Here is a 16,681-nt window from a genome sequence, read left to right on the forward strand (position 1 = left end):
ATCGGCATCGAGACCGGCGCGGCCCTTTTCGATCGCTGGCACTTCCACAGCAAACCGCGACGCCTCCGGTTGTTTGGTGGTGACGGGAAAGAAGAGAACCAGATCACCGTCCCGCCGCGGCATTCTCACAGCTCGTAGTTCATGAGCGTCCTGCCTCGTCCTCGCTGGCGTAGGCCTCGACGGCGTTTTCGAACTCGGCAAACAGTTCATCGGGCATCGTTTCGATGATCCCGACGGTGCGCTGGTTCGATTGCTTCATCAGCCGCTGGTAGTCTTCGATATTCAGGAGAACCAGCCGGGGTTTATTCCGCTGGGTGATGGTCACTGGATGGCGGAGAGCCTCGGCGATGATGTCGCCAGATTTACGCGAGAGATCGCTGGTTGAATAGGAACCGCTTGATTTTGACATATGGATTTCCTTTTTGCTGTATTTGTTGTGATATACAATATTTACAGCAATGCTGCAACTTTGCTCACAATGTAAGCATCGCCAGTAGGAGGCGGCGGCATCAGCCGCCTCTCTCTGCATCCGAGCGCTTTTACCGCTAGCATTGAACGGCGCGCACCGCATGAACCGGAATTCCAGTTTTCTGCGTGATTTGCTTTACGATCGGCGCCAGTGTGCCGAGTTCATCGTCGGTCAACCGGACCAATGTCGGAAAGTTGACCTCGACCCCACCGTCATCCGCCGCAACCGCGTTGGTCCAGCCACGGCTGTTGATGCGGTATTCACATGTGTCGAGATCGATGTCGAGATCATCAAGCAGGTTGATGGTGAAGCGCCCAAAAATCTCGGTCTCGCCCTGCAGCTGATAGGCAATGAATTCGTCATCTCCGACGATAAGGGTTCGTTCCAATTCCATGATGACGCGGATGCGAGCGACTGCCGCCTCGAGCCCTTCAATCAGCCGATCGTGTAGTTCTCGCGAGAAATCGGTGTCGCATCCGAAGCGATTTGCGAGGACGACGAGCCGGAAACCGGCAAGCTTGGCGTAAAGCATGAGGTTCTGGTCGGATGTCATAATGTGATCTCCTTCATGTTGATGACGGAGATCGGCCACTCTGTTGCAAAGAGGGGTCAAGGACCGCGGAACGCGGCTCGCAAGCGGGGGAACCGATTTTTCCAGAGCGCAGCGCCCGGAAAAATTGGGGGAGACCGCGCCGTCCTTGACGCCGGATTTGCTGGAGTAAAATAGGACGTCAGAGAGAGAAGAGACCCGCGGCCCCAAAGGGGACGCGACCGTTTCCGGCGTCAGCCGGCGGGGAGTGTCGAGGGGTGAAACCCTTGATAGCCTGGCGGCCGGTCGATCCGGCCGGCCAGGCTCACGAATACGGGATAAGCCTCCGTCAGAACGGAGGCTCAGCCTCGATGCGGCCTTCCTGCTCGGCCCAGATCACCTCGCGTTCGGCCAGAGCCAGTTCGAGTTCGTTCTCGATCTGGCGACGCTCGGTTGGATCAGCGTTTCGCAGCTCGGCCTGCAGCAGCACGATGACTTCGTCGATGCAAGTGGTCATTGTCGTCTCCTTGACGTTTGTGAAAGACGACGCCCGCGGTCATGGAGGGATGCAGGGGTCAAGGATTGCGAAGCAATCGGCGGAGCCGGCGAGTGGGGGAGCCGATTTTGTCGAAGTGGAGGGGGACCCGGAGCGCAGACAAAATTGGGGGCACCGCTCGTCCTTGAGGCCTTCATGCCGCCATGGCACCCTTGGACGGACTGAGCAGACCCTCCCTCTCGTATGGCACCGGAAAAGCCGGCAAGGGGCTCGATGCCCCTCGCCGGCTCGAATAACAACAAGGCTCGCGGCAGAGACATTCCGGAAGTCGGCCTCGATCGCTCGAGGCCGACGGTCTGTCGTTCAGTTCGGGTTGTTCCAGAGGATGACCTTGCGGTTCGGCTCGCCGCCGGGAGCGGGGGCGAGGTTGCCGAAGATCACGCCGATTTCCGGAGCCTCCAGCTTCACCGAGAGGTATTCCTCGCCAGTCAGGCGGGCGATGCGGTTCCAGCCCGCGCCGATCTCGAAGCCGGTCTTGCGGTGGATGATACGGTAGTCGGGAGCTTCCTCGCTCACCTTGTTGGCATTCGGGACGATGGCGATCGGGGCGTTGACCCGGATGGTGGCGAAAATGCCTTCGAGGGTGCCATCGCTCTTTGCGGTGAGGATTGCGATCGTGGTAGCCATGGTGGTGTCTCCTTCGGTTGCTCGGGACCATTCCCGATGGCGCCCGAAGAAGGGGCCGAGCCGCAGGCGTCACCGGAGCGCCGCGCAGGGGAACCCCTTGCGGGTTGACGCTGATGGCGGCCGGCCTCTTAAAAGGCGACATGGAGAACGGGTATGGTCTTGAATGGCAGCCGTCAGCGGAGACAACAATCCATGCTATCCGATTGCTGCCTCGCGGACGGGCCCTGCCCCGGATGTCTTACACAGCGACAGGTCCTCCTTCCGCATATCTGCGCCGGGCAGCAAGCCATCTTGCACGCCACAGCGGGTTGCGATCCGGCAGGACGGCGGGAAACTTGGGGCGGCGGGAGGCGGGCTGGTAGGTGTTGAGCGAAGACCAGACGCCGAGCCGCCGTCCGTTGAGGCATCCAACCAGGATGCTAGGCATCAAGCGAACGAAGGACGATGCAACAGGGCTGAGCCGTTCGAAGCTGTCTGCGACGAGGCCGTAGGGTAAGCGATTCTTCGACGCGACCCTAGGAACATCCCGCTCCGAAGCACGGTTAGCAAACATCCAGGCAGCGGCGGTAAAAGGTGCTGGGCTTGATTGATGACACCATAAAAAAACGAGGACGGAGGTTCCGGTAGGTCGGCTCAAAGCTGAGCGGGAAGGCAACCGCCGGTCATGCTTTCCTGCGGTAGATGCGCCAATTCGTCGTCTCCCGCACCTCATTGTAATGGCGGGCGATAATAGTGAGCAAAAAAGTCGCGCATGCCATTCGCCGTCCAGATTTCGATGGGCCATTTGGGATCGAGGATCAGGTCGACGTCGGCAAACATCTCCTCCGCGGGTGGATGATATTCGGGACCGAGCGTCCGTCCCCAGTGGTACCAGACGCTGTCGCCAACGGGCGGCGGGAGCGCCAGGCCGGCCGAGAAGGGGTTGACGAAGTCCAGCACGGCGACAGTCGCTTGGCGAGCGCCCAACTGGCACAGCACGTCCGACGCCTCAGCCAGAGTGCGATTATACTGTACAAAGTAGTCGTACTGACCAGCACTCCATGTCTCGACAAGCCGAATTCTGGAAAATTCTCGCAGCGGCATAGGCTCGCCCTGCCCGGCAATGGCGTAACGGGCATGAATGGCGACAGCCGCGGAATTGCTTATCGCCGCCGGCACAAGCAGAAATGCCAGCAGTAGCGGCAAGACGAGGCGAGCCTTCGGGTGCAGTCGGGAAAGCTTGGCCTTCAAAAGAGATTGAGTGATGACAGCAGCGCTCGGCCCCAGCGTCAGGATGCCCGCACGTTGAAAATTTTGTTCAATGAGCAGCACCCCGGTTACGCCGCAAAAAACTATAAAAAAAGATTGCGGTAGCTTGGTGCGAGGACAAGAAAGATACCAGCGACAAGTGCGTAGACAGAAAGGTCAGCGAGATTATTCAGCAAGACGTGCCCCAGAGCGTCGAGCGTCGCGAGGCCGCCGCTATTCTCGCCTGCAACGCGCAGATCCGCGAGATAGTTGAGGCCACCGCGCCAGAGAAGTTCGATGGCAAGGGCGCTGCTCGCGATTATCCCGAGCGCCAGCGCCGTCCAGCCGATTTGACGTCGGTCGGTCGCCAGGAAGACCAGAAATGCAAGCTCTGCGACGCCGTAGGTGATCTTTGTGTAGACCATGAGCAATACGAGGAAGCTTGCACATGCGGCATCCACGGCCTTGCTCCCAGCGCTGAATAGGCGGGGCAGGTACATGACCAAAAGGAGACCGAGCGAAGCCCAGCCCAGTCGATTGTAGAACATAGCAAATGTGAGATCGCCTATCCGTTCTCCCGGATTGGCAGGAGCCGCGACGAGCAAAAGCAGAAAAGCTGCCAAGGGCAAGCCGAGCGCCTTTTGCATGCGGCTGCCGGGGATCTCCGCGGCAACGGCTGCGAACAGCAGGATGACTATGACCATTCCCACTGGCATCGCGCCGCCCATACTTCCCGAAAGGCCATAGCCGGCAGCGGGAATATACAAGGTGAGCGCGCCAAGCGACGTATGGAAAATCAACGTTCGGAACTTGTCCCGACCAGATGCGATGCGCACCGTCGAGGAAAACATATAGATCGTTGACGTATTTGCTGGTGATCGTCTGGTTGGGCAGAGCGAGAATAGCTGAAAGTACCAGAGCAAATGAGGCGATGGGGGTCCACCAGAGGTATTGGCGGCCCGCCCGTGGCGATGCGCCTTCCTGCTCCGGCATCGACCTCACTGCCTGCGTCACCGCGCCTCGCTTTCCAACGCGGCCTGTGGTCGCTGGTAGATCGTCCATTCCGGCGTTTTCTGCACCATGTCGAAATTCTTCGAGATGAATGGGCCATACAGCTCCTGTAACGGCAGGCTATTGATGCCAGTCTTCGGCACCATCACAATCTTCACGTCGGCGAACAGTGCTTCTGGTGGGATGTAAGCCTTCTCATTGATGTTGCGGTTCCAGTGGAACCACGCAGTGTCACCTGTGGGAGGACGTATTCCGAGCCCCGCGGAAAAGGGGTTGACGAAATCGAGCACGAATACCCGTTCGAGCGGAATCGGCAGGGCCTGAAGTAGAGCACCCCCACTTTCGATACTATCGAGGTAGCGCTGAATGAAATCAGGCTCGCCACCGGGCGGGTCGATTTCCCGGACGTCTTCAAAAAGCGGAGGGCCAAGGGGCTTGCCCACATTCTCCGCCGCAAGTGCCGTGTGGAGAGCGATCGCCTCTCCGTGGTGGACGATGGGCGGCAACAGAAAGAAGATTAGAAGCAGCGGCAGTGCAGCTGCAAGACGAGCAGGCCTCTCCATTTGCGCGCTTTGGTCGCCAGATTGAAAACGCCGTGCCTTTTCCGCCAGGACGGCCGCTCCGCAATAGAGAGTGATGATACCCCAGCTGTGGGCGTTCTGGTTGATGATTGCCAATCCTGCACCCACGCAGAAGCCACTGTAGAGGAGGTCTCGAAGGCTGCGGATGTGCCAGAAGGCAACCAGCGCAAACACCGTGAAAACCACCAGATCCGACAAATTCTCACGGACATTTTTCAGTATGCTGCGGACGTCATGATCACCGCTGACCCGTGCGGCGGCCCGCAGATCCTCTATATGCTGAAGCGTGCCGCGCCAGAAGAACTCGATGACGATCATTGCCAGTGCGGTCAGGAGCAGACTGACCAGGATCCAGGAACGTTGCTGCCGGTCCAACAACAGGAAGATCAGAAAGGCCACGCCGCAGAGTCCGTAGGTCGCCTTCGTGTAGAATTGGACAAGTAGAAGAAAGGCCGTCGCGAGACTGTCTGCAACGTCGTTGCGCGCGGCTTCGGATCTCGGCGTCAGGTACATCACCAGGATGAGCCCGAGAGCGACCCAGCCGATGCGATTGTAGAACATCGCAAAAGAAAGAAGCCGGACCGGACTTCCGAGATTGATCGGGACAGCGAGAATAAGAATCAGGAATATGCCCAAGGCGATGGCTGAGGGTGAGCTGAGGCGCGAAAGAAGGATACGGATCATCGCAGGCATGAACGCGACGGTCAGGAGCGCCATTCCCATCGGTATCGCGGCGCCGAAATTTCCGGACAGGAGGTATCCCAAGGCAGGGATATAGAAGACCAACGGTCCGAGCGCCGTATGAAAATCACGGTTTGGCACCTGCCCGACAGCGATACGATGCGCTCCATCAATGAATATCAAAACATCGTTGATGAAAGCGGTGTTGATGGTCCGTCCAGGAAGGGCAAGCATGGCGGCACAAATTGCCGCGACCACCAGGAGCGCAACTTGTGCGGAAAAAAGGCGGCGCATCATCTAGACCCCGTCCTTCCCGAGGGCAGGCCTTGATCCGCATCGGCGCCCGGAAAAAGCGGATCAAGAAAAAGCGGATCAACAAGATGGAACATGTGGACGACGAAGCGGCCAGGGCAATCTCTATCTTCTATTCCCCAGGGTTCGATCACAGCCGCAACCTCTTGAAGATCGGTTCCGGGATGCCTCGGATTATCGCCATGAGCGGATACCAAATCCGCCTGACATAGACGACGTCCCCTCCCTTGCTGCCATCGGCAACGCCGAAGATCCTTTGAGCGACCTCTGCAGGCTCGGCCGTAAGCATGGGTGGAAGCTTCATTCCATCAGTCATCCGCGTTCGCACAAAACCCGGTTTAATGGTGAGGACGCGTACCCCGGCTGTGGATAGTCTGTTCCTGAGACCGGACAAGAACGCCGTCAGGCCAGCTTTCGCGGCGCCATACACATAGTTTGATCCTCTCCCGCGGTCGCCGGCGACCGAACTTATGCCGACGATGGTGCCGGACCCGCGCGCGGCAAAGCGGCTAGCCAGGAGGCCGAGCATCAAAGCCGGTCCTTCGAAGTTTGTCCGCATCACCATGGCGGCGTGTTCGAGTTCCCTTTCGGCGCGGGCCTGCTCGCCGAGTTCGCCGACGACGCAAATGGCCGTGTCAGGCAATGGCGACACGGTGCTCAGGAACTCTTCGAAGCGGCCGGTATCAAGAATATCCAGTTCATGGGCGGCGACGACGGCGCCGGTGCGCGTGACGATGTCATCGGCTTCACGTTGGACAAGCTCACGCCTGCGTCCGACCAAATGAATGTCCCAGCCCGCCTCGGCATAGACCAGGGCAGTCGCACGACCAATATCCGACGTCGCCCCAATCAGGAGCAGTGTCTTGCCGATGGCTTTCATATGCCAAGCCTTTTTCCCAGCTGGGAACTAAAGTGACGGTCGGCCCCCGTTGTTCGTCGCACCTCTTTGAACGCCTGCAGTCGGGGGTAACCGGCTTCGAATGTGTGACGGGATTGCCTCGCATCCTTGGCGAGATAGAGCCGCCCTCCCGCCGCGACAACCAGCTTGTCAATTTCGTCTAACAGCTGGAACACGTCGGGCGCGACCGGCAGGTCGAGTGCGAGGGTATAACCTGGCGCCGGAAATGACAGAAGGCCTGCGCCACCCCTCAGCCTTTTCAGAACGGCCAGGAATGAGGCTTTCCCAGAAAGAGCGAAACGATCGATCATACTGCTCAGAACCGCAAGTGCGTTTTCGTCAGGCACCACGCATTGATGCTGCAGGAAGCCGCGCTTGCCGTACAGGCGGTTCCATTCGAGAAGACCGTCAAGCGGGAAGAAGTAGCTGTCCCAGTGGACCAAAGAGACTCGGGCTGCTTTCCGGGCACCCGCCCGATAATAAAGATCGTTGAATGCGGAAACACTCCTTCTGTTGAGCGCCCAACCAGGCAGGTCGACCGGCAGTGAAAAACGGGCTGCCTTGAAGGGAGGCAATGGCGCTGCTTTTGGCATTTGAGCGATGTCGCTCGGGCTGGCGTGCTCGCCGACAAAGATCAGCGAGCGGCCGAGCGAAGCGCCCCGCGAAAGGCAATCAATCCAGGCGACGGAATAGGTCGCGTCGTCTGTTTGCTTCAAGGCTTTCAGCGTATCGCCGAGATTTTCTGTCGCGACCGTCTTTTGAACAATCCAGCCGGTACTGATGGGCCTCAGCGTAAAGGTCGCTTCAGCGATGATGCCCGTCAGGCCCATACCCCCGAGCGTTGCGAAAAAAAGCTCTGAATTCTGGGTTCTGCTGCAGGTAATGATCTCACCGCTGGCGATAACCAGCTTGATTTCGCGAACGTGTTCGCCGAACCCACCGTCGCGATGATGGTTCTTCCCGTGCACATCGGATGCGATCATTCCTCCAACTGTGACGAACTTCGTTCCTGGGACTACCGGGGGGAAATAGCCCCGGGGGATGAACGACCTGAGAATGTCCGACAGCATGACGCCACCTTCGACGGTCAGCGACGCGTTCACCTCGTCGAAGCTTTTCATCCGGTTCAATGCACCGCAGGTCAAAGTGAGATGCTCACCGATCGCGGCATCGCCATACGAGCGGCCGTTGCCGCGAGCAATCAGACCCGCGCGCGATGACACCGTTCCAGGCAGCGCTTCCGGCAGCCTGCAATCAAGCACTTCACCATCATGGCGTGGATAACGTCCCCATCCCTCCATCAGTCTGTCACGCCCCTTCCAACTTGAACACGAATTTTCGGTCGAGCGCGAATTTTGAGATGTAGCCGATCGCCAGACCGATCGCCCCGCCCGCATACTTCGCTAGATCCGTTCTCCAGACTGTCCAGAAGACAATTTCGAATCCCCAGAATATGATCGTCGTCACGACGCTGAACAGGCCGTAAAGGACGATCTTGAGCAATTCGTCGCCGTGCGACTCGTATCGGTCAAAGAAGATCCACCTTTTGTCGAGGAAGTACTTAAGCCCGAACCCGGCGGCAGTGCCCGCGAGCATTGACGGCACGAGGCTTTGCGACGGGTAGATCTTCACGACAGCCGCCTGAACCGCAAAATTTGCTAAAGTCGAGAGGATCGCGAACACGACATAGCGAACTGCGATGCGGGTCGGGATCCCTTCACCCCCATAATGGGAACGCATCTCGCTCACCTCACAGTGCGGCGACAACAAAGGCGCTGGCAACGCCCAGAGTCGCAAGGCTCACCTTGTCCTTGATCGCAAATACGACCGGATCGTCATGCATCAGTCCCCTATGGGCGAGCAACAGGATGCGGGCAATCCAGCAAGCCAGGATTGGTCCCGCCAGCCATAAAATTCCCGGCCGGGTGTAGAGATCCTGCACGCTGTCGCTTGCAGCGTAGAGCGCATACAATGTGAGCGCGTTCATTCCGGCCCCGGCCGCCAATGCGCCGATCATGCCGACGTCTCCATTCTTGTAATCGCGGCTCTTCGAGTCGGGTAGGTTCGCGGCTCGGCGCGAAATGAGCTCAGTGTATCGCTTGACGAGCGCAAGCGAGAGGAACCAACTCATCATGAAGGCAAGCAGCCAAGGAGAAGGCCAAACCGAGATCGCCGCCGACCCTCCTACCACTCGTGTGGTATAAAGAGCTGCAAGGGTCACGACATCGAGGATCATCTTCCGCTTCAGAAAGAACGAATAGGCGGTGGTCAACGCAAAGTATCCGGCGAGCACCAAAATGAAGGCGGGTGTAATCGTCAGGGCGACCATAAACGACAGCAGAAGGAGAACGGGGATTGCCATGAGCGCGTGTGAGAGCGGGATATCGCCGCACCCCAGCGGCCTGCGGCATTTGCTGCGATGACCGCGATCGTCTTGAAGGTCGACCAGGTCATTCAGCACATAGACGCTCGACGCGCAAAGCGAGAAGGCGACTAAAGCCAGAGCGGAATTGGCAAGACTATGGACGTCGAAGAGTTGATTTGTCAGCAACGGGATAAAGACGAGCCCGTTCTTGACGTATTGATGCACCCGCAGCAACCGCGCCCAAGTCCGCCAGGTCGGTTTGTCGTGCGCAAGATGTTCAACATTGTCGCATTGGCGCGACAGTTGCCTCGCTACCCTGGCCGGCGTCCGAATAGCGTATGATTTTCCGGCGTGGCGCCATACAGGCAGATCTGCGGCGTTGTTGCCGGCATAGTCGAAACCGCCATGGCCAAAGGCCGAAACGAGCTTTTCCGCCTTCACCTCGGCGGCGCAGTTTGTCGTCTCGTCCGTTGCAAACCAGCCGTTGAAGACCCCTAGATGGTCGGAAACGCGCGAGACAAGGCGCTCGTGAGTCGCGGATGCGAGATAGACCTGACGTCCCTCTTCCCGCGCCGTATGGATCAAGTTCAGAACCTCGGGATCAAAGGGCAGGATAGCCGGATCGAAATCCGCGGGTGTGGAAAGACGGTGCTTGAGGCATGCCTTTCCCCTGCACGTTGCGAGGACAAGGTCAACGATGGAAAAGGGGCGGCGCCTGAGTTCAGAAAAGGCGGCCTCAATCAGCAGGTCGGATCGAACCAAGGTGCCATCGAGATCGATGACCAGCGGCCGCGACGAATCCGAACTTTGTGGTGTCGACGAGCCACCGAGCGTTGATATCGTTCGACGAGGTGAAATCCAGTCGTCCTCCTGACCCGTCGGTAGAAAATCTCTTCGAAGCTCAAACTCCTGGCGCAATTCGCTCAAAGGATTTCCCTTTATACTTGAGGTATGTGGAAATCGCCGAACAACGGCCAAGCCGCTTAGTTCCATAGCCCAGTCGCTTGCGTCTGACTCTTTGCTCGACCTTCACCTCTAAGTTTAGACAGGCAGCGGATACCCTTGCGCACGGAACGGATGATCAGTGATCTATCCGGCACCTCCTCGTTGCCGGGGCGTAGGCTGGTTGCACTGAGCGATGTACCCCACCGGACGGAGTTTCGACTGCCGGAACAAACCCCTGATGTATCGGTTGGGTGCCCCATACGCAAAGACCGGTTGAACGAAGCGATGAACTTGGCACTTGTTTTTGGGACATTGACACTGACTTGCTGGATGGTCGGCGGGGCTATTGCCGTCATAGGAAATGCAGAGCATTGCCATCCCCACCGTCAGCAGATCAGCGAGTTCGTCTCGCTCGGCTTGAACATCCTTGGACTCGTCTGCGCAATCCTGATGGGAGCCGTTCTGGTCGCGCAGTAGTGCCGACAAGGTTGAACGGTCTTTAGTTACTAGAAGCTCCGCTTGGCGCGGCTTGCTTTGCCTATCGCCTCTGTCGTCGTGGCGCTCCCATGCAGAATTTGTCCCATAGCGAATCCCTCCTAGCCTGTGAGAAGATTGCACCATCAAAATCCGGGATCAAACGTCTAGCTTGTCAGCTGTAAATCCAGCTGGCGATCGCCACTGCCAGCGCAACAAGAGCCAGTGTGGCGATGAAGATGCGTAAAGGGTTAGAGCGCGTCGTCTGGGGCATGGTCCCTGCACTCCCGGGTTCACGCATGGCGACATCGTAGTTGCGTTGGCGATCGGCCGCTCCCCTGCTCTGGGTATGCAGCGCCGTCTCGATCTCTTCGTGGCTCATCGGCTGACCTGCGGCCTCAGCATCTGTTTCCAGTGGCGCGGCTGCAGGGTCAAATCCCGATCTGATGTCTCCGCTGTCTCCTGATTGGATTCGACCGCGCACTTCGGCAGCGGTCTTGCCATCCTTCTTGATCATCGCGGTTCTCCTATTTCGCTTGGAGATGATGCCGCACCGTCGCCCCCGCTCAACCACCACATTGAGATCGAGCCCGCGGTGATGATGAGGCCGATGATGATGACGGCACCCACGTAGGACGAAAGCAACCACGGGGATGAGCCTTGGTCCATTGTCGATCCTCCTCCTGCCTTGTAAGCCTTCAAAAGCTTCCGCACCGCGATGCCGCCCGGCTGCCAACCCTGAGGGACAGAGATAACAGCACTCCCATTGATGATGGGCACCGTTGGTTCATGTAACGCTGGGTCCTCAGCCGTTCCTATGCTTTTCCACCAGCATCTGGGCCGGTTGCCTCGGGATAGACCAGCGGCAATACGGCCTTTGCCGTGCAGATGCCGCTAACATTCAAGCTCAGCAAAGGTTCCACGGTATCGGGTCGCCGAAGGCCAAATCGGCTGTTGCAGGCCACCGTCGGGTCGACTCCGCGACGGGGCGAGGCACATCGATTCCAATTCGGGGCTCGCATGCGTTGGTTTCTCGGCGCTCCTTCGGGTGGTATCACCGTTCCTCATGCGCGAAGATTGCCCCTTCGCCTCGGGCAACTAACGCCTCATCAGTCGTTCTTGCGTTCGCGCAGCCGATTGTGAATGGCGACGGCCGCGATTTCGCCTTGCGCCATCGACACACCGAGTTGGTTCAGACCTGTGACAACATCGCCAACCGCGTAGATCCCCTGGATGTTTGTTTCCTGATGTGAACCAACTTTGATCCGCCGATCCCTATCGAGTGCAACAGCCAGTCGCTCAGCGAGCTGCGAGTGGGGCCGAACCCCCAACGCGGAATAGAGCACGACCTTTTCGAGCGCAGTCGGTGCTTCAAGGACGAGGTCGACCGTTCCGTGCTCGGAACGCAAGCATCGCACCAAGCGCTCGCACCGTACGGTGACTCGGTCGTCGATAAGCCGATCCATCGTTTCGGCTGTGACGTCCAAGGTATTCCCGAGGGTCGCAATGGCGATGTCGGTTGTGAATGATTTTAAGAAGCGCGCTTCGGAAGCGGCCCGCTCCGTTGCGCCGATCACCACTGCCGGTCGTCCCGCAATTTCATAACCGTCACAGATCGGGCAGAAGCGGAGGTGGCCAGAGCGGACGAGATCATAGGCTCCATCTATGGGTGGGAATATGTCCCCAAGACCCGTTGCCAGCACGATGTTTTCCGCCCAGATCCGACCGCCGGTGAATTCAACCAAAAAGTAACGAGCTTCACATCGCCTCAGCCGCCTAACGGTGCCAATCACAGTGTCGACGGCGAAGTTCTGCAACTGCATGCTCATGCGCCGCAATAATTCGGTTCCCTCGATGCCTTCAGGGAAGGCTGGATGGTTGCGTGAGCGAGGGATGAGCAGTGCGCGGCTGTGGCCAGAGTCGACCACAGCGATCTTGCGGTTCAGCCGCGCCAGATAGATAGCAGCCGTCATGCCTCCAGGGCCCGCGCCTACCACTACGGCGTCGAGAATCCGCAATTCCGTCGTCATCGCTTCGGTCCCTCGATCAAATGGGGCTTCCCACGCTCGCGACGTTCGATCTTGTCGAATTTCCGCGGAACCGATCATCGCTAACCCTGATCACGCTCTTACAGCATGCGACCACTTGGTCTCTCAGGTTTGTCTGCGTCTTTGAGATGGATTAGTTCGGACCGGGCCCGCCTCTTCCACTCTTCCTTGGCACCGCCATGCTGTCGACGCCGGATGCCGGCCCACCTCCTGGCGAGGTTCCGCCCCCTTGCAGGCCGCTCGCCGACCCAGTCGAGCCGGTTTTTCCATCGTCGCCTTCACCAGCTGCCGCGTTCTCTGCATCAATCTCGCGGGTAGCCTGCTCCCAATTACGTTCCTGATTACCCTCGCCTCCTCCTTCGCGCTCCCAGATCTGATGGGCGCGTTCGCGGATTCTGTTTTCTCGATCCCGATCTTCCATAACGCTTCTCCTTTGCACCGGCGGAAGCCGATGGCCTCGCCGCTAACTCGTCGTCCTCAGCGAAGTTCCCGGCATCCAGGCGCCGTAGACACGCAGGAGAAGCCGAGCGGCGGGGTCGATGCCGAAAAGGCCAGTAAAGACGAGTCGCTCTTTTCACGCGCAACGACCGTTTCGGTGTTCGTTGAAGCTGAAGGTGGATCGCGCGGAAGGCGCTTGGCATGGGCGTGATCTTTACCCCACAGTTCCGATCCTGAGGCCCTATCAAGCTCAAGGGAACATTCGGCCACTTAAGCCCGCGCGTCGGCTCCGTTCTTCAGACTGCTGCTGGTTTCAGATCCACAAGCGCCTTGATCGGCAGATGGTCGGACGCGACGCGGGCGAGCGGCGTATCATGCGCTTCCACTTCGGATATGATGCCTTTGCGGTTGGCGATGATGCGATCCAGCGCCAGAATGGGCAGGCCGGCGGGAAAGCTTGGCACGGCGCGCGGCAGCTCGCCGAAGGCGGATTGGAAGGTGTTGAGCGAGGAGCGGTCGCCGAGCCGCCATTCGTTGAGGTCGCCGAGCAGGATGGTCGGCATCTCGTGCCTGTCGTTGATGAGCTCGACCAGGGTGCGGGCCTGCTGGGCTCTGTTATGGCGCAGCAGGCCGAAATGCGCGGCGATGATGCGCAGCACCCCGCCCTCTTCGAGTTCGATCTCGGCGACAATCGCGCCGCGCGGCTCGAGACCCGGCAGTTTGACCTGATGCACGTCATGCACCAGCCCTCTCTTGAAGAGCACGACATTGCCATGCCAGCCATGCGCCTTCGCCATACCGGCAATTGGCACCGGAATGAGGCCCGTCTCCCGCTCCAGCCGGCCGAGGTCGAGAATGCCGGTGCGCTCGCCGAAACGCGTATCGGCCTCCTGCAGCGCAATCAGGTCGGCGCCGATTTCGTGAATCACCCGGCTGGTGCGCTCCGGATCGAAACGCCGGTCGGTGCCGACGCACTTGTGCACGTTGTAGGAGGCGATCAGCGTGCCGGCGCTACGCGGCCTTGCCTCCATATGCGCCGCGTCGAGCCGCTTTTTCCTGCTCCTGATCGAGGCGAGAATACTGGCGGGAAGACTGTCTTTCCTGGCGTGCATAGGGCGGCGCACTTGTTCCGTTGATCAAAAGGGCTACTCATTCGGCAGTATAGGCAGCCGGGCAGAACTTGCCATGTCAGAATGCAAAAAATTCGTCAGAGATAGGGCGAGCCCAGCCACAGCACCTTCTCGAGCAGGCGCACCGCGAAGGGCCGCGCGCGCAGCCCGTCGAGCGTCACCGGCGTCGCTGATTTCAGGGTTTCCTCGATATGCTCGTCGATCTCGGCGGCAAAGCCCTCATTCAGCACTTCGAGGTCGACCTCGAAATTCAGCCTCAGCGAACGCGGATCGAGATTGGAAGAGCCGACATAGGCCCAGGTGCCGTCGATCGTCAGCAGCTTCGAATGGCTGAAGCTGCCGGTGGAGCGCCAGATGCGGCAGTAGTTCTTGAGGATTTGGTCGAATTGCGCCGTCATCGCTCGGTCGACCAGCACGAGGTTGTTGACCGCGGGCACGACGATATCGACTTCAACGCCGCGCCGCGCCGCCGTCACCAGGGCGCTGATCAGTTCACGGTCCGGCAGGAAATAGGGTGACATGATGCGGATCGATTGGCGCGCCACGGAAAAGGCGCCCATCAGCATTTTGTGGTTGGTCTCGACGCTGCGGTCCGGGCCGGAGGCGACGACGCGCATCAGGATGGGGTCGCCGGGGCTGCGCTCTGGCAGTTCGATGCGCCAGGGCTCGTCGTTCAACAACTCCTGCGTTGAGAAGCGCCAGTCCTCGGCGGCGAGGTCGAAAAGATCGGCCACGACAGGGCCGGTGACGCTGAAATGCGTGTCGTGGGCAAAGCTCTCGCCTGTTGCCTCCTCGCTGAAGCCCGCCCTGATGTTCATTCCGCCCGTTAGCGCGATTTTCCCATCGACGATCAGAATCTTGCGGTGGGTGCGCAGGTTGGCATAGGGCAGCCGCAGCCCCATGATGACGTTGCCGTTGAAGACGGCGACGGTGACGCCGCTCTCACGGAGATGGCCAAGAATGCTCGGCACCGAATAACGCGCGCCAACCGCGTCGATCAGCACCCGGACCTCCACACCACGCCTGACCGCCGCAATCAGCGCATCGGCGATGCGAAGGCCGACCGCATCGCGGTCGAAGATATAGGTTTCGAGCAGGATGCTGCGCGTCGCCTCGTCGATGCTTGATTTCATCGCCGCATAGGCCTCGTCGCCGGTCTCCAGCATGTCGATCGTATTGCCTGAAGTCAGCGGATTGCGCGTTACCCGGTCGCCGAGTGTCTGCAGCGCCGCAAAGCGGCGACCGAACTGGCTGATCACCGTCTCGGCCTCGGCGTCGAAGGTCTCCAACTCGTCGAATTCGGCCGCAAGCAGCAGCGCGTCACGGCGGACGCTTAGCGACTTGCGACGGATACGGTTGATGCCGGCAATCGCATAGAGCACCGCGCCGATGATCGGAGACAGGATGATGACGCCGACCCAGCCGATCGCGGCACGCACCTCCTCCTTGGTCATGGCGGCATGGATCGCCGCCGCGGCCCCCATGGCGATCGAGACGACAAAGAGGATATGCGGCCAGTAGGTCGACAGGAGATAGAACATCGCTGGCGAATATAGCCGCGAAACGGCGGCGTTCAATCGCGCCGTCGCTCTCCCATGACGCGAAATTTTTCACCGTGATCATTTTGCCGACCCGGCGCCGTCCGTTTCAGCAGGGAACAATCCCTGCGCGGATCGATTGATCCCGAGGAGGTGAGGATCGCCATCATGAACATCGCCGCAAACATCGGTCCCGCATTGGCGCTCGAAGTCGCGGATGCCGAAAGCATTGCCGAACTCCGGCATCAGGCCGATGGCTGTACCCGTTGTGATCTTTACAGGAATGCCACGCAAATCGTCTTCGGCGAAGGCTCTGTGAAAGCCGAGATCGTCCTTGTCGGCGAGCAGCCGGGCGATCAGGAGGATCTGACCGGCAGGCCTTTTGTCGGTCCCGCCGGTCGGCTGCTCGATCGATGCTTGGAAGAGGCCGGTCTCGACCGCCAGCGCTGCTATGTCACCAATGCCGTTAAGCACTTCAAGTTCACGCCGCGCGGCAAACGGCGGCTGCATGCAAAACCGAATGCCGGCGAGATCAGGCGGTGCGCCTGGTGGCTCGGCGCCGAGCTCAACATCCTGCAGCCGAAGCTCGTCGTGACGCTCGGCGCAAGCGCGCTTTATGCGCTGCTCGGTCCGAAGGTGAAGCTGACGCCGGAGCGCGGCCATATCCTGCATCCGGAAAACCGTCCGCCTGTCCTGGTCACCATCCACCCTTCCTATCTCTTGCGCATTCGCGACGAGGCAGAGCAGCGCCGGCAGCGCCGGGATTTCGTCTCAGATCTGCACAAGGCGGTGGAGTTTCGGTCCCAGTGAAGGCCGATTCTCAACCCTAATATGCTGCGATGCGAAATATTT

The 16,681-nt window shown here is 59.4% G+C and carries 18 protein-coding genes; 2 read left to right on the forward strand and 16 right to left on the reverse strand.

The genetic code is table 11. From position 1 onward, the window contains the following. Nucleotides 1-139: 139 nt before the first annotated feature. The 11 genes from HFO71_RS26755 to HFO71_RS26800 all read right to left on the reverse strand — a co-directional run bounded on the left by HFO71_RS26755 (nt 140) and on the right by HFO71_RS26800 (nt 10,183). On the reverse strand, nt 140-409 hold the full coding sequence (locus tag HFO71_RS26755) for a type II toxin-antitoxin system prevent-host-death family antitoxin (RefSeq protein ID WP_017958416.1): 270 nt from the start codon (nt 407-409) through the stop codon (nt 140-142). Between the two features lie 136 nt (nt 410-545). Then, nucleotides 546-1,022, reverse strand: coding sequence for a hypothetical protein (locus HFO71_RS26760; protein ID WP_221988610.1), 477 nt, complete (start codon nt 1,020-1,022; stop codon nt 546-548). Between the two features lie 325 nt (nt 1,023-1,347). Continuing rightward, nucleotides 1,348-1,515 (reverse strand): hypothetical protein, encoded by a 168-nt coding sequence (locus HFO71_RS26765; RefSeq protein WP_165504247.1) that lies wholly within the window; start codon nt 1,513-1,515, stop codon nt 1,348-1,350. A gap of 342 nt (nt 1,516-1,857) precedes the next feature. Beyond that, nucleotides 1,858-2,181 carry a DUF736 domain-containing protein gene (locus HFO71_RS26770; RefSeq protein WP_077980179.1) on the reverse strand — a complete coding sequence of 108 codons (324 nt, stop codon included), beginning with the start codon at nt 2,179-2,181 and terminating at the stop codon, nt 1,858-1,860. A 708-nt stretch (nt 2,182-2,889) separates the two neighbouring features. Beyond that, on the reverse strand, nt 2,890-3,492 hold the full coding sequence (locus HFO71_RS35950; protein ID WP_245006987.1) for a hypothetical protein: 603 nt from the start codon (nt 3,490-3,492) through the stop codon (nt 2,890-2,892). Between the two features lie 20 nt (nt 3,493-3,512). After that, nucleotides 3,513-4,259, reverse strand: a complete 747-nt coding sequence (locus tag HFO71_RS35955; RefSeq protein WP_245006988.1) for a hypothetical protein — start codon at nt 4,257-4,259, stop codon at nt 3,513-3,515. Between the two features lie 159 nt (nt 4,260-4,418). Next, nucleotides 4,419-5,978: a hypothetical protein gene (locus tag HFO71_RS26780; RefSeq protein WP_077980180.1), complete on the reverse strand. Its 1,560-nt coding sequence runs from the start codon at nt 5,976-5,978 to the stop codon at nt 4,419-4,421. A gap of 145 nt (nt 5,979-6,123) precedes the next feature. Beyond that, complete coding sequence (locus HFO71_RS26785; protein ID WP_077980181.1) at nt 6,124-6,873, reverse strand: SDR family oxidoreductase; 750 nt, start codon at nt 6,871-6,873, stop codon at nt 6,124-6,126. Next, a complete protein-coding gene (locus HFO71_RS26790) occupies nt 6,870-8,192 on the reverse strand; it encodes an FAD-binding oxidoreductase (RefSeq protein WP_077980182.1) in 1,323 nt (440 codons plus the stop codon). Before HFO71_RS26790 ends, HFO71_RS26785 begins: the two co-directional genes overlap by 4 nt. 7 nt (nt 8,193-8,199) lie before the next feature. Then, complete coding sequence (locus tag HFO71_RS26795; protein ID WP_025397419.1) at nt 8,200-8,631, reverse strand: GtrA family protein; 432 nt, start codon at nt 8,629-8,631, stop codon at nt 8,200-8,202. Between the two features lie 10 nt (nt 8,632-8,641). Next, a complete protein-coding gene (locus HFO71_RS26800; RefSeq protein WP_077980183.1) occupies nt 8,642-10,183 on the reverse strand; it encodes a UbiA family prenyltransferase in 1,542 nt (513 codons plus the stop codon). A 291-nt stretch (nt 10,184-10,474) separates the two neighbouring features. Here HFO71_RS26800 and HFO71_RS26805 point away from each other — a divergent pair, with 291 nt between their 5' ends. Continuing rightward, nucleotides 10,475-10,678, forward strand: a complete 204-nt coding sequence (locus tag HFO71_RS26805; protein ID WP_025397417.1) for a hypothetical protein — start codon at nt 10,475-10,477, stop codon at nt 10,676-10,678. A 172-nt stretch (nt 10,679-10,850) separates the two neighbouring features. Here HFO71_RS26805 and HFO71_RS26810 read toward each other — a convergent pair whose 3' ends face one another. The 5 genes from HFO71_RS26810 to HFO71_RS26830 form a co-directional block, all read right to left on the reverse strand. Then, the gene (locus tag HFO71_RS26810) at nt 10,851-11,192 is read right to left on the reverse strand and encodes a hypothetical protein (protein ID WP_077980185.1); all 342 of its coding nucleotides are present in this window, start codon (nt 11,190-11,192) and stop codon (nt 10,851-10,853) included. 592 nt (nt 11,193-11,784) lie between these two features. Next, a complete protein-coding gene (locus HFO71_RS26815; RefSeq protein ID WP_132614820.1) occupies nt 11,785-12,705 on the reverse strand; it encodes an NAD(P)/FAD-dependent oxidoreductase in 921 nt (306 codons plus the stop codon). 151 nt (nt 12,706-12,856) lie between these two features. Then, nucleotides 12,857-13,144: a DUF2934 domain-containing protein gene (locus HFO71_RS36485; RefSeq protein WP_077980188.1), complete on the reverse strand. Its 288-nt coding sequence runs from the start codon at nt 13,142-13,144 to the stop codon at nt 12,857-12,859. A gap of 313 nt (nt 13,145-13,457) precedes the next feature. Beyond that, the gene (locus HFO71_RS26825) at nt 13,458-14,273 is read right to left on the reverse strand and encodes an endonuclease/exonuclease/phosphatase family protein (protein WP_077980189.1); all 816 of its coding nucleotides are present in this window, start codon (nt 14,271-14,273) and stop codon (nt 13,458-13,460) included. Nucleotides 14,274-14,368: 95 nt separating this feature from the next. Further along, the gene (locus HFO71_RS26830) at nt 14,369-15,832 is read right to left on the reverse strand and encodes a phospholipase D-like domain-containing protein (protein WP_077980276.1); all 1,464 of its coding nucleotides are present in this window, start codon (nt 15,830-15,832) and stop codon (nt 14,369-14,371) included. 165 nt (nt 15,833-15,997) lie between these two features. On the opposite strand from HFO71_RS26830, the gene HFO71_RS26835 reads away from it, so the two are divergent. Beyond that, nucleotides 15,998-16,639: a UdgX family uracil-DNA binding protein gene (locus tag HFO71_RS26835; RefSeq protein ID WP_077980190.1), complete on the forward strand. Its 642-nt coding sequence runs from the start codon at nt 15,998-16,000 to the stop codon at nt 16,637-16,639. The last annotated feature ends 42 nt before the right edge of the window (nt 16,640-16,681 follow it).

The sequence above is a fragment of the Rhizobium laguerreae genome (assembly GCF_019778565.1).
GTDB lineage: Bacteria > Pseudomonadota > Alphaproteobacteria > Rhizobiales > Rhizobiaceae > Rhizobium > Rhizobium laguerreae.